Source organism: Streptosporangium sp. G11 (genome assembly GCF_051192615.1).
GTDB lineage: Bacteria > Actinomycetota > Actinomycetes > Streptosporangiales > Streptosporangiaceae > Streptosporangium.
Map to the genome: position 1 here is coordinate 21,739 of NZ_JBPJUQ010000019.1, position 20,349 is coordinate 42,087.

Sequence of the window (20,349 nt, forward strand, 5' to 3'; positions counted from 1 at the left end):
CGCTAGGCCACCAGACGCCGGGAGAACGACCGCAGCGACAGCGCGCCCGTGACGAGTGTTCCCACGGCGAGGACGGCCAGCGCGACCGCCTCGGGCATGTGCGGGACGGCGGGACTCAGCGCGCCGCGCAGCGCCTCGCTCACGTAGACGAGCGGGTTCGCCAGGACGACCGTCTGCAGCCACGGGATCGCCTCCAGCGCGGCCCAGGGGTAGTACACGCAGCCGAGCATCATGAGCGGGACGATGAAGATCGCGAACAGGGTGCTGAGCTGCTGGGGCGGGAGCAGCGTGCCGATGAGCAGGCCGATGCAGGCCGTCAGGAGGGACGACAGCAGCAGGACCGCGACCAGCAGCGGCCAGCGCCCGAAGTCGATGTTCGGGGCCTCGCCCGGCGCGTGCACGAACAGCACGGCGAGGAAGACGACCACCGCCGCGATCACCCCCTGGATCGCGCCCGCGACGATCTTCTCGACGCCGACGACCCAGACGGGGATCGGGGCCAGCGCCCTGTCGTCGATCTCCTTGGTGTACGAGAGCTCCATGACCAGCGGGGTCGTCACGGCGAAGATGCCCTGGAGCACGATGCCGGAGGCGACCAGGCCGGGGACCAGGATCGTGGTGAACGTCTCCGCGCGCCCGTCCGCGGAGAGCCCCTGGCCCGCCCCGTACCCGATCCTCGGCAGGACCACGGCGAAGACGAAGATGAACAGGACGGGCTGGACCACGGTGCGGGCCATGAAGGAGCGCAGGTCCCGCCGCAGCACCCGGAGGTCGCGGGCGAGCAGCGCGCCGAAGGTGCGCGCGTAGCCGCGTGACACGGCCGGGGGCGCGATGGTCGATGCCGTCATCGAATCTCCTTGTGCGTGGAGCCCCCGGGCCTCGGCTCAGGGACGGAGGCGCGGCGCGGTGCCCGCGTGGTTCGGAGGGTTCTCCGCGGGGAGGCGGTCAATCCCGGTACTCCCGTCCGGTCAGGGCGAGGAACACGGTTTCGAGGCTGGGCCGGACGACCCTGACGTCCTCCAGCGCCAGCCCGGCGTCCTGGCCCATGCTCACCAGGAGGGCCAGGACGCCCTCCGGGGCCGGGGTGAAGACGCGCAGCCTGTTGTCGGTGACCTCGGCGTCGGCGACGCCCGCCAGCTGCCCGGCCTGCGTGACGATCTTCTCCGGGTCGCCGTCGTAGGTCAGGGTCAGCACGGTCCGCAGGCTGGTGGACGCCTTGAGCTCGGCGAGCGTCCCGCAGGCCAGGACCTTCCCGTGGTCGACGATCGCGACCCTGTCGCAGAGCTCCTCGGCCTCCTCCATGTAGTGGGTCGACAGGACGACCGTCTGACCCGCGTCGCGGATCTCCCGCAGGATGTCCCACAGGTTCACCCGGGTCTGGGGGTCCAGGCCCGAGGTGGGCTCGTCGAGGAAGAGGATGTCCGGCCGGTGCATCAGCGCCCGCGCGATCATGATGCGCTGCGCCTGGCCGCCCGACATCTCGGTGATCTTGGCTCCGGCCCGGGAGCCCAGGCCGAACCGCTCCAGCAGTTCGGCCGCCCGCCGCCTGGCCTCCCGCGCGGGCAGCCCGGCGTAGCGGCCGCGGAACTCCAGGTTCTCGCTCGCGGTGAGCTGCCGGTCGAGGTTGTTGTACTGGGCCACGACGCCGATGCGGCGCTTGACCGCGATGGGGTCGCGCACCACGTCCGCGCCCCCCACCCTGGCCGTGCCGCCCGTCGGGGCGATCCTGGTGGTGAGCATCCCGATCGTCGTCGTCTTCCCCGCCCCGTTGGGCCCGAGGAGGCCGAACAGCTCGCCCCCTCGCACCCGCAGGGTGAGCCCGGCCACCGCCTCGGTCACCCCGGACGAGCTCGTGTAGGTCTTGCGCAGTTCGCTGGTCTCGACCGCGACGTCCGCCATGTCCGGCTCCCTCTTCGGCACGTGGCGCCCAGTGTGGGAGCGCCCGGTTAAGTCGCGCCTTGGTGACGGTTGGATTCCGGTTTGAGACGTCGCGGCACCCCTGGCCAGGGGTGACACCAGGCATTTCCATACCGGGTCCCAACCGTTATCCAACCGGCCGAGCCGACACTTCGTTCAGACGACGGGAGCCCGATGACACCCCCCAGCATCACCTTGCGGGCGAAGATCGACCTGACCGGCCCCGCGCTCCGGAGCGCGGGAAGCTCGCTGTGGCGGGCCTCCGACCCGCGACGGCGCTACCGCGACTACCTGTGCGCGATGCACATGGTCATCAGGGCGTCGGTGCCGCTGCTGCGGGTCGCGGCGGCCAGGTCCGCGGAGCTGGGCGAGACGGAGCTGGCCCGATACCTGGAGCGGCACGCGGAGGAGGAGGCCGGTCACGACGACTGGCTGCTGGAGGACCTGGCGCTGATCGACCCCTCGGGCGGGGACGCGCCGCGCGGCACGCCGCCCCCGTCGGTGGCGGGGCTCGTCGGGGCCCAGTACTACTGGGTGCTGCACCACCATCCCGTCGCCCTGCTCGGGTACATCGCGGTCCTTGAGGGCGAGGCCCCCTCCCCCGCCCTGCTCGAGCACATCGAGCGGAGCACGGGATACCCGCGGGCGGCGTTCCGCACGCTGTGGCGGCACGCCGCGCTGGACCCCGGGCACCGCGACGACCTCGACCGGATGCTCGACGGCCTGCCGGTGGTGCGGGAGCGGCAGGCCGCCGTCGGGACCAGCGCCCTGCACACCGTGCGCGCGGCGGCCGAGCTGCTGCGCGAGCTGGCCGGCGAGCCCGCCGGGGTGCTCTCGTGCACCTGAAGGACATCCTGGCGCTGCGCCCCGTACCCGCCGCCGCGGTGCTCATGGCGATCACCCGGCGGTGCCCGCTGCGCTGCCGCCACTGCTCGACCGGCTCGCTGCCCGCCTCCGAGGAACACCCCGGGGAGATGTTCCAGCGCTTCGCCGGGACGTTCGCGCGGGGGGACGGGCCGCGGCTGGTCATGCTCACCGGGGGCGAGCCGCTGCTCCGGCCGCGCCTGGCCCGTTCCCTGGCCGAGGCCGCCGCCCGCGGCGGTGCCAGGACGATGATCCTGTCGGGCATGTTCTTCGCCCCCCGGGTGCCCCCCGCCGCCGGCGAGGCGCTCCGGATCCCTCCCGCGATCGCCGGGGCGATCGACGCGGCCGACCACTTCTCCGCCAGCCTGGACGCCTTCCACGAGGAGGAGGTGCCCAGGGAGAGCGTCTTCGCGGTCATGCGGGCGCTGCTGGCGCGGGGCAAGGACCTCAGCTTCCACGTCACGGGGACCGGGCCCGGCGACCCCTACCTGCGCGACGTCACCGCGGCGATCCGGCGGGAGTTCGGCGACCGGGTGCCGATGCTGGTGGGCCGGGTGCAACCCGTCGGCCGGGCCCGCGCCGTCGCGCCCGGCACGCCCTCGCTCCCCGCCGCACCGGCCGGGACCGCCCCGCGCGCCGGGCTCCCCGCGCCCGCCGGAACCACCGGAACCACCGGGGCCTTCGGAACCGCCGGGGCGGTGACGGCCTCCGAGGCCGGCCCGCCCACCGGAACCGGAGCCGGAACCGCCGGGAGCGCGCTGCCGTGCGCGATGGCCGCCTGGCCGACCGTCGGGTTCGACGGGACGATCACCGCGTGCTGCAACCAGGACGTCGTCGACCACCGTCCCGTCCCCGGCCACCTGCGCCTGGGACACGCGGGCACCGACGACTGGGCCACGGTCAGGCGGCGCTGCCTGGAGTCCGGCGTGCTGCGCGCCCTGAGAACGTACGGCCCGCTGTGGCTAGCCGGCGCCCCGCCGGGGCGGGGGTACTGCGAGACCTGCCGGACGCTGGACGTGCCGCCTCCCGCGCGGACGCCCGCCGCCGCCTTCATGGAGCGGCAGGTCCTCGGCCTGCAGCTGGCCGGCGGCGGGCCGGGGTTCGCCAGGCGGTACGGATGCCCTCCCTACGACGATCTCGTGTCACTCGGCCACCCTGAGAGGGAACATGACCTTTGACCCTGTTCACGAACTGGCCCGCGCGGGGATCGACCTCACCCTCGTCAGCCCCGAGCAGCGCGAGGTCGTCCTCTCGCTGAGCGAGGCCGAGGTCGCGCTCCTGGCCTCCATCCACGAGCGGCTGAGGGACGGCGCCCCCGAGGTCGAGGCCCACATCGTCGGCGGACTCCTGTTCTGATCGGGGACGATCATGCGATGCCCTTCCTGCCTGGCCGAGACACCGGGGCGGCCCCGGTTCTGCCCGTCGTGCGGCACGCGCCTCGCCGCGCCGATGGCGGCGGAGGTGCGCAAGATCGTCACGGTGGTCTTCTGCGACCTGGCCGAGTCCACCGCGCTGAGCGAGCACCTCGACCCCGAGTCGCTCCGCGCGGTCCTGATCCGCTACTTCACGCTCATGCGCGACCAGCTCGCCTGGCACGGCGGCACCGTCGAGAAGTTCATCGGCGACGCCGTCATGGCCGTCTTCGGTGTCCCGGAGCTGCACGAGGACGACGCGCTGCGCGCCGCCCGCGCGGCGGTGGACATGCGGGCGGCGCTCGAAGGCCTCAACGACGACCTCGAACGTGACCTGGGGATCCGGCTCAGGGCCCGCATCGGCGTCAACACCGGCGAGGTCGTCACCTCGGGCCACGCCCACGGCGATCAGGCGCTCGTCGCGGGCGAGGCGGTGAACGCCGCCGCCCGGCTCCAGCAGCTCGCCGGGTCGGGGGAGATCCTGCTCGGGCCCGAGACGTGGCGCCTGGTCGGCCCCTCCGCGGTGGGCGTCGCGGTCGGGCCCCTGGTGCTGCGCGGCAAGCGGCATCCGGTCACCGCCTGGCGGCTGGACTCGATGCGCTCCGACGACCCCGCGGTGATCCGGCGGTTCGACGTCCCGTTCGTCGACAGGCGGGAGCCGCTGCACGAGCTGGACCGCACCCTGGACGGGATCATCAGCCGGCGCCACTGCCGCATCGTGACCCTGCACGGCGAGGCCGGGGTGGGAAAGACCCGGCTGGCGCGGCTGTGGGCGGAGCGCGCGGGGCGGCGGGGCGTCCTCGTCGGTTCCGGCCGCTGCCGCCCGTACGGCGCGGGGGGCACGCTGCTCGGGGTGGCCGACGCGGTGCGCGATCTGGTGACGGTGGGCACGCCCGACCCGGAGGCCCTGGCCGTGCTCCGCGGCGGCCTCCTGAAGGACGGCACGCCCAATCCCTCCCACCGGGAGACCTCCTGGGCCCTGCGCAGCGTCCTGGAGAGCCTCGGGCGCTCCACGTACGTGCTGATCGTGCTGGACGACGTGCACTGGGCCGGCGGCCCGGTCTTCGACATGCTCGGCGAGCTCGCGGAGGAGCTGCGCGACGCCGCGGTGATGGTGCTGTGCGTGGCCCGCTCCGACCTGTTCGACCGCATGCCGGGCTGGCAGCCCGCCTCCCGGCTGGCCCTGCCCCGGCTCGGGCCGGCCGACTCGCGGATCCTGGTCTCCGAGCTGGCCGAGGTGACGGCGCACGACGGCGCCCTGCTGGAGCGGATCGCCGAGCGCGCCGAGGGCAATCCCCTGTACCTGGAGCAGCTCGTGGCCATGCTCGGTGACGGCGGGGAGCCGCACGGCCTGCCGCTGACCGTGCACGCGCTCATCGCGGCCCGCGTCGACCGGCTCGGGCCCGATGCCAGGGCGATGCTGGAGTGCGCCACCGTGGTCGGCAGGGAGTTCAGCGTCGAGCAGTTGCGGGCCGTCTCGGGAACCGGCGAGCCGGGCGAGCTGCTGGAGGAGCTCGGGCGCAAGTCCTTCGTCGAGCACCGCACCGAGGCGACGTTCCGGTTCGCCAGCGGCCTCATCCAGGAGGTCGTGTACGGCGGCATGGCCAAGCGCCGGCGGGCCGAGTTGCACGAGCGGTTCGCCGACTGGCTGGCCGCGGGAGAGGGCGGGGACGAGGCCGTCGGCACACACCTGGAGCAGGCCTACCGGCACCGCGCCGACCTGGGCCCTCCCGACGAGCACACCGTGCGGTTGCGCGGCGCGGCCGCGGCACGGCTGTCCGGGGCGGGCACTCTCGCACTGCGCAGGAGTGACCTGTCCAGGGCGGAGAAGCTGCTCAGCAGGGGTGCGGAGCTGCTGGGGCCCGCCCATCCCGGCTGGCCGCAGGTCAGCGGGCGCGTCGCGGAGACCGCGATCACCCTGGGCGACGTCGAGCGGGGGCGGCTGCTGCTCACCGAGGTGCTGGAGCGCGCGACGGGCGACGCGGACGCGCTGGTGGCCGCGCACGCCTCGCTCTACCTGAGCCACTTCGATCCCGCGAGCTCCTTCGAGGTCGCGCGCCAGGCCATCCCGGTCTTCGAGGTGGCCGGCGACGACCTGGGGCTGGCCAGGGCCTGGACCCTGGTCGCCCAGGAGGCCCAGGGGCGCGGCAGGTTCGCCGAGACGAGGGGGATGCTGCAGCGCGCCCTGGAGCACGCCGTGCGGTCCGACGCCGAGCTGGAACGCGCGACGATCCTGGGCAACATGGCCGCCTCCCTCTGGCTCGGCCCCGAACCGGCCCCCGTCGCCATCTCCCGGTGCCGCGACCTGCTGGCCACCCACGGCAGGGACCGCGGGGCCGTGCGCGCGGTCGTCCGCTGCCCGCTGGCGGTCCTGCTGGCCACGCGGGGAAAGTTCGACGAGGCCAGGGCCACCCTCGCGGCGGCCGAGCAGTCCTTCGCCGACCTCCGGCACGCCTACGCCGACGCGTTCATGCCGATCTTCTCCGCGGCCGTCGAGTCGCTGGCCGGGCGCTGGGACGTCGCCGAGGACCTGCTGCTGCGGGCGTGTGCCAGGGCCGAGGCCCTCGGCGACGCCCAGCTCCTGGTCACCGCCTCGCGCGACCTGGCCGGCACGCTGCTGCGCAGGGGGGACCCGGCCGGGGCCGAGCGGTGGGCGAGCACGGCCCTCGCGGGCTCGCCGGGGGACGCGCCGATGAACACCGCCGAGCTGCACGCGATCCGGGCCGAGGTACTCGCCGCCCGGGGGGCCGAGAACCCCTCCCGCGAGCTCATGGACCTGGCCCTGCGCGAGGCCCGCGGCACCGACTCCCCCGCCTGCCGCGCCACCGTGCTGCTCGGCAACGCCCGCAGCCTCGCCCTCCTGGGGGCGCACGAGGAGAGCGGGGCGGCGGCGCGCGGCGCGGCGGCCGAGTTCGCGGCCAAGGGGCATCTGGTCGGCAAGGGATGGGCGGCGGGACGACGATGACCACCAATTCGGACCTCACCTGGCGGCTCGGCGCCGAGGACGACATCACCATGTCCGCCGCGGGCAACGCCGCCGTCACCCCGGAGTGGGCGTGGCACGGCGCCACCGGGCGCGGCGTGCGGGTCTGCGTCGTGGACAGCGGGGTCGACCGCGAGCATCCGATGCTCGCCCCGGTGCACGCGACCCACGCCGTGGTGACGGGCCCGGACGGCAGGGCCGTCGTGCGGGAGAGCGACGGCGCCGACAGCTGCGGGCACGGGACGGCGTGCGCCGGGATCATCCGCTCGGTCGCGCCCGGGTGCGAGCTGCACAGCGTCCAGGTGCTGGGAGCGGGCTTCTCGGGAACGGGCGACGCCCTCGTCACCGGGCTCCGCTGGGCCATCGAGCAGGAGTTCGACGTGGTGAGCCTGAGCCTGTCGACCAACAGAAAACACCTGGCCGAGCCGCTGCGCGAGCTCGGCGACCTCGCCTACTTCCGGCGGACGGTGCTCGTGGCGTCCGCGCACAACCTGCCGGTGGAGAGCTTTCCCTGGCGGTTCTCGTCGGTGATCTCCGTGGGCAGCCACGCCGAGGACGATCCCGGCCTGATCCTCTACAACCCCCGTCCACCCGTGGAGTTCTTCGCCCACGGATCCGACGTGGAGGTGGCCTGGCCCGGCGGCGGGCGCACCCGGTGCACCGGCAACAGCTTCGCCACCCCCCATGTCGCGGCCCGGTGCGCGCTGATCCTGAGCAAGCATCCGGGGTTGACGCCCTTCCAGGTGAAGACCGTCATGTACCTGACCGCTCAGAACGTGAGGAGGCCCGATGACAGGGAACGGTGAGATGGTCGCGGCCATCTCGGCCGCGGTCGCCGGCTCGGAGAGGGAACACCGGCTCCTGCTCCAGTCGATCGTCGACACGGCGCGCGTGATCTTCGGCGCCAAGGCCAGCTCGATCTTCCTGGTGAACGAGGAGCACGGAGACCTCGTCTTCGAGGCGGTCTCCGGCGAGGGCGAGCAGGTGCTCGTCGGGCGGCGCTTCCCCGCCACGCGGGGCATCGCCGGGTGGGTGCTGAACGCCAGGGACGCGCTGATCGTCGACGACCTCTCGGCCAGCACCGTGTTCGCCCGCGACATCGCCGAGTCGACCGCGTACGTGCCGGGCGGGCTCATGGCGGTGCCGCTCATCCACGACGACGAGGCGCTGGGGGTGCTGGAGGTCCTGGACCCCCACCCGCAGGCGCGGGCGAGCATCGACGAGCTGGCGCTGCTGACGCTCTTCGCCTCGCAGGCGTCGGCGGCGCTGCGGATCGTGCAGCGCAACCGCTACGCCCGGCGGGTCCTGGACGGCACCGGAGCCGAGTTCGGCGACCTCGTGTCCATCGTCTCCACGCTGGCCAGTGGGAGCGCGGGAAGGCGACAGGCCGGACTGCGTCTGATCGGCTCGCTTCACGAGCTCCTGGTTGACAACCAGAGCTGACCAATTCAGGCAGAATTCACCCATTTACTAATACTAAAGCGCATATATCATGACAATTCTGTAAGCCCGCCTCGACATAACCCGGTTAACCTTCCGAAATCGCCTGAACAGTCAATGGAGAATTCCCCCGTGGGTGCAACCGTAGTGCGCGAGGAGGCAGAGGCGGGAGAAACCACCTTCGCCGTGCTCGGCCCTCTCGAGGCCCGCCGCAACGGCGGCCTGGTCCCGCTCGGGCCCTTCAAACAACGTGTGCTCCTGTCCCTGCTGCTCTGCCACGCCAACAGGATCGTGCCGGTGGACCAGCTCAGCACGGCGGCGTGGAGCGAGGAGCCGCCCCGGACCGCCCTGAAGAACGTCCAGGTCTACGTGTCCGCGCTGCGCAAGAACGTGCTCGGGACGGCCAACCGCGACCGGCTGACCTACCGTCCCCCCGGCTACCAGCTGCGGCTCGGCCCGCAGCACCTCGACATCCTGGTCTACGAGACCCTGGCCCGCAGGGGCCGCCAGTACCTGCGCGACCGCGAGATCACCAAGGCGGTGGGCTCGCTTCACGAGGCGCTGAAACTCTGGCGGGGCGACCCCCTGCCCGACATGGCGCAGGTGCCGCTGATCAGCGACGAGCTCTCGCGGCTGCACAGCGAGCGCATGTCGGTCTACGAGGACTGGGCGGAGGCGGAGCTCATCCTCGGCCACCACGCCCACATCATCGACTCGCTGGAGGAGAACGTCCGCAGCCATCCGCTCAGGGAGCGGCTGCGCAGCACGCAGATGATCGCGCTGTTCCGCTGCGGGCGGCAGTCGGAGGCCCTGGCGAAGTACGAGGACATGCGCCAGACGCTGGCCCGGGATCTCGGGCTGCAGCCCAGTCCCGTCCTGGAACGGCTCTACCGGGCGATCCTCGCGGGCGCCCCGTCCCTGGACAGCCCGTTCTCCGGCGGCTCGCAGCACCTCGGCACCACGCTGTTCGGCGGCCCGCGGCGCGGCGGCGCGGTCGTACTCAGGTCGCCCTCCTCGACCGGCGGCGGCCAGGACGTGATCGCCCACCTCAGCCAGCTCCCCCGCGACCTGGCCGACTTCACCGGCCGCCGCGAGACCGTCCAGGAGGTCCTCGACGTCTTTCGCGACCGCCGGCACAGCCCCCCGGTGGTGATCTCCGGTCCGGCGGGAGCGGGCAAGACGGCACTGGCGGTGCACGCCGCCCACCTGCTCCGCGAGCGCTTCCCCGACGGGCAGCTCTTCGTACGGCTGCGCACGGCGGGCGGCCGGGAGCGCTCGGTTCCCGACGTGCTGGCCGAGATCCTGCGCACCTGCGGCTTCGACGGCGACCCGCCGCGCCGGGCCGGCGAGCGGGTCGCCGCCTGCCGGGCCTGGCTCGCGGAGCGCAGCATCCTGCTCATCTTCGACGAGGCGTCGAGCGCGGCACAGATACGGCCCCTGCTGCCCGGCACCGGCGACAACGGGGTGCTGATCACCGGCAGGAGGCGTCTGAGCGCCCTGGAGTCGGCGCACCACGTGGCGCTGGAGGGCTTCACCCCCGGGGAGGGCGTCGAGCTGCTGCGGCGGACCGCCGGCGCGGAGCGCGTCGACGCGGACCCGGCGGCGGCCCTGCGCGTGGTCGCCACCTGCGGCAACCTGCCCCTCGCCGTCCGCATCGCCGGAGCGCGGCTGGCCGCCTCCCGGCACGTCCTGCTCCCCCTGTTCGCCGACCGCCTCGCCGACGAGCACTCGCTGCTGGACGCGCTGTCGGTGGACGACCTGTCGATGCGCGCGTGCGCGGCCACCTACGAGCGCGACCTCGGGCCTGACCTGTGGGCCTCGCTGCGGCGCCTGGGCGCGCTGCCGACCGGCGAGTTCACCGTCGACGACCTGGCGGCGCTGCTCGGCTCCGACGTACGGCTCGCCGCGGGCGTCGCCGACAGGTTCGTCGAGGCCCACGTGGTCACCGCGGAGTCCCGGCCCTCTCCGGTCTACCTGATCGCCGACTGGCTGCGCCTGTACGCACGGGAGCGGCTGGAGCGGGAGGAGTCCGCGACGCAGCGCACGGCGGCCGAGAGGCGGCTGCGCGAGGCGCGCGCCCGCACCTGGGCGGGCCCGGCCCGGTGACCGGTTCACCAACTCAACAAAAGCGCACCAAAGGATAAATGTCACATTAAAGGGACTTCCTATATTTCACTTAACGGACCGAACCTCGGCGGGCTCCCACCGGGAAGCCGGAATGCCGGGAAGCCCGGGAGAACCGGTGAAGGGAATTGTTCCGGGACCGAAAATCCCGGCAACCCTTTCCCCATCTCGCCTGCCCCGTCCGTCCCGCTTTCCCGGCCCCGGAATCGGAACGGGCCGATCCCCGAAACGCGGAGATCAGCCGCCGGGCCGCCGCCGAACGGACGGTCGCGCCGCGCCGGACCCCGCCTCGCTGACGGCGGGACGCAGGCGCACCAGCCGCATGGCCAGGTGAGCCCGGAGCCGGCCCGCGGAGTCGGCGAGGGAGAAGCCGAGAACGGCCTCCGCCCGCGCGATGCGCGCGGCCAGCGAGCTGTGGTGCAGGTGCACGGCGACCGCGGCCCGGCGGACCGTCCCCTCCGCGCACAGGGCGCGCACCGCCTCCAGCGCCTCGGTGCCGTACGGCCGCCGGGAGAGCTCCTCGACGGCTCGCACGTCGGCCAGGGCGGCGATCTCCTCGTCCGGCACGTGGGTGGCGAACAGGGCCAGCGCGCCGAGACCGGTCCAGTCGACCACCCGATCCGCCGGGTGCGGGCCGGTGAAGCGCAGGGCGGTGCGGGCCGCCGCCCAGGATTCGGCGGCCCCGGCCCCGCGTGTCTCCGGCCCGACGCCGACGCGCCAGGTGTCCGGTACCCCGGGCAGCTCGCCCGGCCCGTCGATCGGGGGACTGACCAGCAGCGCCACGGTGTCACCCAGCAGGGCGGCGCGGACGTGGCGGTCGGCGACCCGCAGCCGGGTGGCCACGGCGGCCCCGTCGCGTCCCTCCCGATCGTCGTCGGCCAGGACGGCGAGCACCTGGAGGGGGGTGGCTGGACCGAAGCCGAGCAGCCGCAGGGCGCGTGCCCGCTCGGCCTCGCCGACGTCGGCCGACAGGACCAGCTCCACCAGGGCGGGGTCGGTGCCGGCCTGGGCCTGGGCGGCGGCCCGCTCCAGGATGACCTCCGCCGCGCCCGCGAAGCGCTCCAGGACGATCTCGTCGAGGCCGTGCGCCCGCCCCTCGCGTTCCATCCACACGGCGCCCAGCGCCGAGCCGAGCTGACGGCGGATCGCCGGGCCGGGAGGCTCCTCGCACGGCTCGGGCGCCCCGCCGGGAACGACCCGCGCCCGCCTGCCGGTGACCGCGTCGACGAGCCCGACCGGGCACTGCGCCAGGCGCGCGGTGGCCTGGAGCAGCGCCGGGACGCCGGCGTGGTTTCGCACCAGCACGTCGAAGTAGGCGATGACGCGGACGGCGCTCTCCGCGTCGGAATCGAGCGCCGACAGCCTCAGCAGTAGTCCCTGCACGGCTCCACACTAGGTCGCCGCCCGCGTTCCCGGCCAGGACAGCGCACACCGCACACCGGACACCGGACAGCGGACAGCGGACAGCGGATCGGACGCTCAGCGCGACACCGGGTAGTTGGCGCGGATGAGGCCGTGCGGGTCGCGGGAGCGCTTGACGTCGCGCAGCCGGGCCAGCACGTCGGCGGGGAACGCGGACGCGGCCCGCTCGCCGGGGCTCAGAGAGGTGTAGGGCTTGCGCCCGCTGGTCCACGGGACCAGGGCCGCGGCGATCTCGTCCTGGCGGGCCCGTACGGCGGCGGCGGCCTCGGGCGAGGGCGCGAGGCCGAACATGCCCAGCAGGTAGGGCTCGGCCAGGTGCCCGCAGGCGCCGCCGTCCCGGGCCGGGCGGGACAGGGCGCCGCCGAGGTGACGGATCTGCACGCTCAGCAGCGGGTCGATCGGCGCGGCCAGCAGCGCCGCCGCGACCGCGTCGTCCAGGCCGGTCAGCAGTTCCCCCCGGTTCAGCCCGGCTCCGGGGGCGACGGGCTCGGCGCAGATGGAGCCCAGCTCGGCCACCGGCAGCGGGCCCCGGCTGTCGGAGATCACTCCGTCGATCTTGTCCAGGCGGCGCAGCAGGTCCTGCGCCTCCCCCGTCTCGCCCAGGAACGTCACGTCCACGGCGACCGTGGGCGCCGCCCCGGGGAGGCGCAGCAGATCGAACCAGACGCTCAGCTCCTCGGGGGCGTCGGCGGTGATCTCCCGGAACGCCTGGAGCACGCGCGGGGCGCTCTCGCCGGGCCACAGGACGCGCCCCCCGTACAGGCGCGGCGCCGGGTGCAGGTCGAACTCGACGGCGGTCACCAGGGCGAAGTCGCCGCCTCCGCCGCGCAGCGCCCAGAACAGCTCGGCGTCGGACGCGGCACCGACCGTGGCCCGCGCGCCGTCGGCGCCGACCACGTCGAAGGCGCGCACGCCGTCGGCGGCGAAGCCGTGGCGGCGGCCGAACCAGCTCAGGCCCCCGCCCAGGGTGTAGCCCACCACGCTGGGCCCCGAGGAACTGCCGGCCAGCCCCGTCAGCCCGTGCGGTCCGGCGGCGGCCAGCACCTCGCTCCACCTCACCCCCGCCCCGACCCGTGCGGTGCGCCGCTCCGGCCGCACGTCCACCCCGCCCAGCCGCCCGGTGCGCAACAGGATCGTCCCTTCCACGTCGCCGCTCGCGCCGTGTCCCAGGGGCTGGGCGGTCACGCTCAGCCCGGCCAGGCGGGCCCAGGTGACCAGCGCGGCCACGTCGTCGGCGTCCTCCGCCTCGACAACCGCCAGCACCGGCTGGTCGACCGCCAGGTTCCACGCCCGCCCGGCCCGCTCGAACCCCTCGTCGCCGGCCGCCAGCACCGGCCCCCGGACCGCGCGCCGCAGGTCGTTCCCGATCGTCATGATGGTTTTTCTCCCTTTCGTCGTGTCCACTGTCGGACAGCCGGGCTGGGATCGAGCTGAGGTCGGGCTGAGGTCGGGCACCGAACGGCGCGAGACTCCGGCGGCGAGGATCCAGGCGGCTCTTCGGCCGCCGGACGGACCGCCGATCCATCGGGATCGGCTCAGGAACCGGGCCTCGCCGGCCCTCGGCGGCTAAGGAAAGGGGATGCCGTCAGCCGCACGGACGGCGGGCGGCCACGAGCACCGGGCCCCCCTTGACGGTGGGGAAGCTCCGGACCTCCTGGAGTCCCGACGACGCCAGGACCTCGGCCATGCGGTCCGTGTCGTAGGTGTTGCCACCGTTACGGACGGCGGTCCACCGGCCGACCGCCTGCCGCAGGGGGTCCTGGGAGGCCGGGTTGGTTCCCACGACGATCCATCCCCCGGGGAGGAGGGCGTCGGCCATTCGGGGCAGGGCGGCGTTCAGCACCGCTTCCGGCAGGAAGGGCGCGGGCAGCCAGATGAGGTCGTAGGCGGAGTGCTCGGCCACCTCGGCGACGTCCAGCCGGCGTAGCGACACGCGCTCGGCCGCCTCTCCGGCCTTGGCCATCTCGACGCGGGCGAGATCCAGGACGCGGTCCAGGATGTCGATGCCGAGGACGTGGGCGCGGGGGAACTCCTGGGCCAGGGCGACGGCGATCGCCGCCACCCCGGTTCCGACGTCGAGGATGCGGCTGCCCGCGACGTCCAGACGGTCGGCCAGGCCGGTGAGCCGGGGGACGACCCTCGTGGCGAGCGCGCGGCCGGTCGCGGCGGAGGCCCTTCCCTGGTTCAGCAGGACCTCGTCGTCCTGGTCGGCCCAGCCGCCGCCCGCGACGTCGTTCCCCTCGTGTGCCGCGGCGGCGACGGCCTGGCGCAGCGAACTCAGCTTCGCCTCCCCCGCGCTTCGAGCCGTCGGGCCTTCGCCGGGGCGGAGCGACGGATGCGGGGTGAGCTCGTCCCCGTTCCGCTCCACCAGCCCGGCCGCCTCCAGCACGGCGGTCCGTTGCGGGGCGGCGGCCAGAACATCGGCCAGCGGGGCCGTCAACGCGTCGCGCATCGTCCCGATCACGGCGGCCAGAGCCCAGGAGGCCGCCTCCAGAGCGGCCACCGGATCGTCATCGAAGGCCGAATCTGACTTATCGTAAACGGACACGAAACCCCCATAAAAGCGCCTACCAGCACTAGCAACCAGAAATAGTACAGGTCAGGGGCTTCGAGACGGCCGGCCGAAGACCGAGGGCCAGGCCCGGGGAAACTCGTTCCAGAGGCCCGGCCCTCGACGGGGTCACATCCCTTTGCCGACGAGAAGGCTCGGATGTGGGGGCCGGTTGCAGGCGGTGTCCCGCCGCTTCCGGGGGGCGGGGACATTACGGCGTCGCCCGCCGGTCAGCCGGCGGGGTTCCAGCCGTCCGAGCCGGCCAGGTACCTCTGCGGCGTGTAGTTCGCGGCCTGGGAGTCGCTGAGCTGCGGCCGGTTGGAGTTGACGGTCGCGCCGGCCCCGGTGTTGCGGTATTCGAGGAAGCGGGCGTTCTGCCACGTGTTGCTCGACATGTTCGTCCAGGGCTGTGAGGTCGCGATCGTCGCGCTCAGCGTCGACTCCTGGTACAGCACCTGCGCGTCGGGCCGCCACGGCCGCCCCAGCGAGGTGTTGTTGGCGGCGGCGCCGGTGACGCGCGACCTGTAGAACAGGTAGCCGTACGTCTTGCCCGCCGCGGTGCTGGCCGCGGTGATGGGGCCGCCGCTGCTGCGCTTCTCGTAGATGTCGCAGCTGTGGAAGACGATGGTGCCGCCGCCGAAGATGAAGTCGACGGTGCCCTCGACGTAGGAGTTCTTGACGTACGCGCGGGCCGAGTCGTTGACCAGGAGCGTGTCCTGGTCGCCGAGCACGCGGACGTTCGTCAGGGTGGTGCGGTCGCCGTCCAGCCGCAGTGCCACGGCCTGGTGGCCGCTGGGGATGGTGCTCTCGTCCAGGTCGTTGGAGAAGGTCAGGTTGTCGGCGGTGACGTCGCGGGCCGAGATCAGGGCCGTGTAGCTGCCGGAGGTGCCGGAGGTGTACGCCGACCGGTTGTTGACGATGAGCGTGTTCGACGGCGAGGAGCCCAGCCCCTGGAGGGTCACGTAGGGCTTGTTGACGTTGACGATCTCCCGGTAGCTGCCCGGCTTGATCGTGATGACCACTCGGCTGCCGTTGTTCGACGGCACCGCGTCGATCGCGGCCTGCACGGTCCGGTACCGGCCGGTGCCGTCGGAGGCCACCGTCGGGGTCCCCGTGGTGGGGGTGGGGGTGGGTCCAGAGAGCTGGTTGAAGGTCCACTGCATACGCGCGACGTCGGAGCAGCTCTCCTCGACGACGGGATTGTTACCCGCGGTGGAACCGTCCCTGTTGCTCACGCACAACCCGGAGACGACACTCCTGACCAGATACTTCCCGGAGGCCGCCGAAGAGGCGGTGAAGGTCCACTGCTGCTGCGGCTTACTCCCGTCCCCACACCCCCACTGCTGCAACTGGGTACCCGAGACCGTCGAGGAATTCGGCACATCCACACACCGGCCACTACCGGCATTGACCAGATTGAACCCGCCACTCCGAGCCACGACCCTCCACTGCTGATCGGCGGCGGCCGCATCACAGGCCACCTGCACCAGCAAGGCACCGTTGTCGGCCGACGCACCGGCCACATCGACACACTTACCACTGGACCCGGAGGCCAGCGTGTACACACCACCCGCGACCGGCGCGACGGCCGCCTGCGACGGCCACGCCACCGCCACCACGGCGGATGCGACCACCAGGGCCGCGGCGGCGGGAAGACCCACCAATCGGGCCGCGAACCGTCCTCGACGGCGGGGGGGATGTTGAGCGCGAGTCCATCGATTCTCATCCTCGAAGTTCGGTGGGGCGGTTCCTCGTGGTCGGCCGGTCATCTGCCGCAGGACATCGGTGCGCCCCGGCGACGGTGGTCTGTCAGCGGTCGATCGAGGTCAGGTCGGTGAGGCGTTGAGGCACCGAGTCCGTTCGCGACGTGTCTCGTGACCGGTCCCGGCCGAACCTCCCGGGTGCGGGAGATCGGTTTCCGCAATGTAAATAGCCGGAATAAGTTTGTCAATCCTACAAACTAAAGGGGGTGACCAATCTGCTCGAACGCATGAAAATAAGCGCTGAAACATTCAAACGATCAGTGCGCCGCCCCTCGGCATGACGATCGCGGAGGGGTCGCGTGGCGCGGTGAGCCGGTGCGGCCGATCGTCCGCACACCGACGGGCGGGCAGGCTCCCCCCTTCGGCACGGGGTCACCCCGGGACGGGCCCGGTCACCGGGTCCGCCGGCCACGGAACTGACGGTGGGAGAACGTAGGCTTCCGGCTGCCATCACGAACTGCCATGACGAACTGCCATGACGAAAGAGGACGCATGCCGACGGGCCTGACCTTCCGGCTGTTCGGCCCGCTGGAGGTCGCCGACGAGGCCGGCCACCCGCTTGACCTCGGCACGAGGAAGCAGCGCGCCCTGGTGGCGATGCTGGCGCTGGAGCCGGGCAGGGTGGTCTCGCTGGACCGCCTGATCGACGAGCTGTGGGCGGGCGAGCCGCCCTCCGGGGCGACGAGGACCCTGCAGGCCTACATCGCGCACCTGCGCAGGGTCCTGGAGCCCGGCCGCAGGCCGCGTACGCCGCCGAGGGTGCTGCTCACGCGCGAGCCGGGATACCTGCTGGCCGTCGTCCCCGGCCAGGTCGACCTGGCGCGCTTCGCGGCGGGCGCGGAGGAGGGACGCAGGGCACTGGCGCGCGGCGACCACGGCGGGGCGCGCCGGGTGCTGGAGGAGACGCTGGAGCTGTGGCGGGGTGAGCCGCTGGGTGAGTTCGCCGGTCAGGAGTTCGCCCGGCCCGCCGTCGCGCGGCTGCGCGAGCTGCGGGCCACCGCCGTGGAGGACCGGTTCGAGGCACGTCTGGCGCTGGGCGAGGGCGGCGCCTGCGTGCCGGACCTGGAGGGCCTCGCCGAGGCCCACCCCTACCGGGAGCGGCTCTGGGGGCTGCTGGTGCTGGCGCTGTACCGGGCCGGCCGGCAGGCCGACGCGCTCGCCGCGCTGCGCCGGGTCCGCGCCCTGCTGGCCGACGACCTCGGCATCGAGCCGGGGCCGCGGCTGCGGAGCCTGGAGCGGGCGGTGTTCGAGCAGGCCGCCGAGCTGGAGATCCCCGGCACCGCTCCCGGCCCGCTCGCCGGTGCGGGCCCGTTCCCGTCTCCCGCCGCGTCCGTCCCGCTCGCACCGGCCCCGATCACGCCCGCCGCCCGGCCCGCGGCCGGGGCCCCTGAGGCCGGTGAGACGCTGGTCGCCAGGGAGGCGCAACTGCGCCTGGTGGCCGGGCGGCTGGCCTCGGCGCGGCGCGGCGACGGCGGGGTGCTGCTGGTGACCGGGGAGGCCGGGATCGGCAAGACCCGGCTCGCGCGGGCCGCGGCCGACGAGGCCGCCGGGCGGGGGTTCCGGGTGGCCTGGGGGCGCTGCGTGGACGGTGCGGCACCCGCCTTCTGGCCCTGGACCCAGGTGCTGCGCGAGTGCGGCGGAGCGAACCCGCTCCACGGCGAGGCGGCGTCACCCGGCGGCGGTCCCGGCCTCGACCCCGACGCCGCGCTGTTCGAGCTGTACGAGCGGGTGACGACGACACTGATCTCCGGCGACGGCCCGCTCCTGGTGGTTCTGGAAGACCTGCACTGGGCCGACGCCTCCTCCCTGCGCCTGCTGGCCTTCGTCGCGGGCGAGCTGGCCCGCCACCCGGTGCTCGTGGTGGCGACCCTGCGTCCCGAGCCGGGCGACCACCCCGCGCGACTGCGCGACACCCTCGGCGCGCTGTCCAGGGAGCGGGGGACCGAGCGCGTGGAGCTGTCCCCGTTCGGCGCGGAGGACGTGTCGTCGTACCTGCGCCTGCGGCGGATCCCCGAGGATCCGGGGCTGGTCGGCGTGCTGCTGGAGCGGACCGGCGGCAACCCCTTCTACCTGAGCGAGCTGCTGCGCCTGCGTGAGGGCGAGGGTGAGCGCTGCCTGGCGGCCGGGCTGCCCGCCGGGGCGCGCGACGTCATCGAACGCCGGGCGGCCAGGCTTCCCGAGGAGACGCGGGAGCTGCTGCGGGCGGCGGCGGTCACGGGGCGCGAGGTGGAGGTCGACGTGCTCGAAGCCGTCACGGGCATCCCCGCCGAGCGGGTGATGTCCCTGCTCGAACCGGCGGTGGCGAGCGGGCTGCTGGCCGAACCGCCCGGCGGCCCCGATTACCGCTTCTCCCACGCCCTGGTGCGCGACGCGCTGCTGTCCGGGCTCGGCCGCCTGGCGCGTGCCCGGCTGCACCTGCGTACGGGCGAGTGCCTGGAGACCAGGCCCGGAGCCGAACCCGCCACGCTGGCCCATCACTTCGCCGCGGCCGCCAGGGTCGGCGGCGCGTCCAGGGCGGTGGAGCACGCCTCCCGCGCGGCCGGGCGGGCCGCGGCCCAGCTCGCGTACACCGAGGCCGTCGAGCTGTGGGAGCTGGCCCTGAACTCGCTGCCGGCCGGCGGCGGCGGCAGGGCCAGGTGCGCGCTGCTGACCGAGCTGGGGCAGGCCCGCCGCACGGTGGGGGACGCCACGGCGGCCCGCCGGGACGTGGACGAGGCGATCGAGCTGGCCCTGCGGCTGGGTGACAGGGACGCCCTGATCTCCGCGATGACCGTCGCCGGCGGGCTCGCCCTGTGGTTGTGGCGCCCGTACGGGGTGGTCGACGCCGCGATGGTCGCCGTGCTGGAGGACCTGCTGGCCGGGCCGCTCGGCGACCGCGACCGGGCCGCGCTGCTGGGCACCTTGGCCGTGGAGCTGCACTACGGGCCGCGCCGCGCCGAGGGCGAGCGGCACGCGGCGCGGGCCGTGGAGATCGCCCGCGACCTGGACGATCCCGCGCTGCTGGCGCGGACCCTGAACAACTACCTGCTCGCCTGCTGGGTGCCCGGCCGCAACCCCGAGCGGCTGCGGGCCGCGGAGGAGATGCTGGCCCTGCCGCGCCTGCCGCGCGCCACCGAGCTGGTGGCCCGGGTCCTCCGGATGGCCTGCCTGCTGCGCGCCGGTGACCTGACCGGCTGGGATCTCGACCTGGCCCGCTGCGAGCGCCTGGTCGAGGAGGTACGCCGCCCCGAGCTGGAGGCCATGGTCCGCATCGCCCAGACCGCCAGGTGCACCCTCGAAGGCCGCTGGGCGGACGCGGAGTCGCTCGTCACCCGTTTCGGGAAAATGGGGTACGGCTCCAGTGTCTGGGGGCAGGAGTTCCGGCTGCTGCTGACGACGTTCACCTGCGACCGGGGGCGCGGCCGGGTCGCGGAGACCCTCGACGAGCTGCTGGCCTCGGCGGAGGACCCGTCGCTGGCGCCGTTGCGCCCGATCGCGGTGCTGGCCGCCCTCGACTCCGGCCGTCCGGATCTCGCCCGCGAGCTGGTCGCCCGCTGGGGCACCGAGGTCGCGGACGACTGGATCTCCGACTTCCTCATCCCCGTCTGGGGCCTGGTCGCCGCCGGGCTCGGCGTCCCCGACCCCGAGGAGCTGTACGACAGGCTCGCCCCGCACGCCGACCAGCTGATCGTCGCCGGGACGGGCAGCACGGCGTGGGGCTCCACCCACCTGGTCCTCGCCGAGCTGGCGGCGCGGCTGGGGCGTGCCGGCCGGGCTCGTGAGCACGCCCGCGAGGCGGCCGAGACGCACCGGCGGCTCGGCCTCGCCTACCTGGAGGAGCGAAGCCTGCGGCTGCTGGCCCGCCTGAGCTGATCCGTCCTGGTTCGAGCTCCG

At 73.9% G+C, this 20,349-nt stretch carries 14 protein-coding genes; 8 read left to right on the forward strand and 6 right to left on the reverse strand.

The genetic code is table 11. The features are described from left to right. Window positions 1-2: 2 nt before the first annotated feature. Both ACSDR0_RS19660 and ACSDR0_RS19665 read right to left on the reverse strand, forming a co-directional pair. Window positions 3-848, reverse strand: a complete 846-nt coding sequence (locus ACSDR0_RS19660) for an ABC transporter permease (RefSeq protein ID WP_435290291.1) — start codon at window positions 846-848, stop codon at window positions 3-5. Between the two features lie 97 nt (window positions 849-945). After that, on the reverse strand, window positions 946-1,899 hold the full coding sequence (locus ACSDR0_RS19665; protein ID WP_435290292.1) for an ABC transporter ATP-binding protein: 954 nt from the start codon (window positions 1,897-1,899) through the stop codon (window positions 946-948). Window positions 1,900-2,091: 192 nt separating this feature from the next. Here ACSDR0_RS19665 and ACSDR0_RS19670 point away from each other — a divergent pair, with 192 nt between their 5' ends. The 7 genes from ACSDR0_RS19670 to ACSDR0_RS19700 all read left to right on the forward strand — a co-directional run bounded on the left by ACSDR0_RS19670 (window position 2,092) and on the right by ACSDR0_RS19700 (window position 10,722). Next, complete coding sequence (locus ACSDR0_RS19670; RefSeq protein WP_435290293.1) at window positions 2,092-2,763, forward strand: iron-containing redox enzyme family protein; 672 nt, start codon at window positions 2,092-2,094, stop codon at window positions 2,761-2,763. Continuing rightward, the gene (locus ACSDR0_RS19675; RefSeq protein ID WP_435290294.1) at window positions 2,754-3,959 is read left to right on the forward strand and encodes a radical SAM protein; all 1,206 of its coding nucleotides are present in this window, start codon (window positions 2,754-2,756) and stop codon (window positions 3,957-3,959) included. Before ACSDR0_RS19670 ends, ACSDR0_RS19675 begins: the two co-directional genes overlap by 10 nt. Further along, complete coding sequence (locus ACSDR0_RS19680) at window positions 3,949-4,137, forward strand: aroma-sacti cluster domain-containing protein (RefSeq protein WP_435290295.1); 189 nt, start codon at window positions 3,949-3,951, stop codon at window positions 4,135-4,137. The genes ACSDR0_RS19675 and ACSDR0_RS19680 overlap by 11 nt, the downstream gene beginning before the upstream one ends. Window positions 4,138-4,149: 12 nt before the next feature. Then, complete coding sequence (locus ACSDR0_RS19685) at window positions 4,150-7,158, forward strand: adenylate/guanylate cyclase domain-containing protein (RefSeq protein ID WP_435290296.1); 3,009 nt, start codon at window positions 4,150-4,152, stop codon at window positions 7,156-7,158. Continuing rightward, on the forward strand, window positions 7,155-7,982 hold the full coding sequence (locus ACSDR0_RS19690) for a S8 family peptidase (protein ID WP_435290297.1): 828 nt from the start codon (window positions 7,155-7,157) through the stop codon (window positions 7,980-7,982). Before ACSDR0_RS19685 ends, ACSDR0_RS19690 begins: the two co-directional genes overlap by 4 nt. After that, window positions 7,966-8,619 (forward strand): GAF domain-containing protein, encoded by a 654-nt coding sequence (locus tag ACSDR0_RS19695; RefSeq protein WP_435290298.1) that lies wholly within the window; start codon window positions 7,966-7,968, stop codon window positions 8,617-8,619. The genes ACSDR0_RS19690 and ACSDR0_RS19695 overlap by 17 nt, the downstream gene beginning before the upstream one ends. A 129-nt stretch (window positions 8,620-8,748) precedes the next feature. Next, window positions 8,749-10,722: a BTAD domain-containing putative transcriptional regulator gene (locus ACSDR0_RS19700; RefSeq protein ID WP_435290299.1), complete on the forward strand. Its 1,974-nt coding sequence runs from the start codon at window positions 8,749-8,751 to the stop codon at window positions 10,720-10,722. A 255-nt stretch (window positions 10,723-10,977) separates the two neighbouring features. Here the strand turns inward: ACSDR0_RS19700 and ACSDR0_RS19705 are convergent, their stop codons facing one another. From ACSDR0_RS19705 to ACSDR0_RS19720, 4 genes are all read right to left on the reverse strand, one after another. Further along, complete coding sequence (locus ACSDR0_RS19705) at window positions 10,978-12,123, reverse strand: helix-turn-helix domain-containing protein (protein WP_435290300.1); 1,146 nt, start codon at window positions 12,121-12,123, stop codon at window positions 10,978-10,980. Window positions 12,124-12,219: 96 nt separating this feature from the next. Next, on the reverse strand, window positions 12,220-13,536 hold the full coding sequence (locus tag ACSDR0_RS19710; RefSeq protein ID WP_435290301.1) for an FAD-binding oxidoreductase: 1,317 nt from the start codon (window positions 13,534-13,536) through the stop codon (window positions 12,220-12,222). Between the two features lie 211 nt (window positions 13,537-13,747). Continuing rightward, on the reverse strand, window positions 13,748-14,710 hold the full coding sequence (locus ACSDR0_RS19715; RefSeq protein WP_435290302.1) for a class I SAM-dependent methyltransferase: 963 nt from the start codon (window positions 14,708-14,710) through the stop codon (window positions 13,748-13,750). A 233-nt stretch (window positions 14,711-14,943) separates the two neighbouring features. Then, window positions 14,944-16,374, reverse strand: coding sequence for a pectinesterase family protein (locus ACSDR0_RS19720; protein ID WP_435290381.1), 1,431 nt, complete (start codon window positions 16,372-16,374; stop codon window positions 14,944-14,946). Window positions 16,375-16,968: 594 nt separating this feature from the next. On the opposite strand from ACSDR0_RS19720, the gene ACSDR0_RS19725 reads away from it, so the two are divergent. Beyond that, entirely contained in the window at window positions 16,969-20,328 is a 3,360-nt protein-coding gene (locus ACSDR0_RS19725) for a BTAD domain-containing putative transcriptional regulator (RefSeq protein ID WP_435290303.1), read from the forward strand. Window positions 20,329-20,349 lie beyond the last annotated feature (21 nt).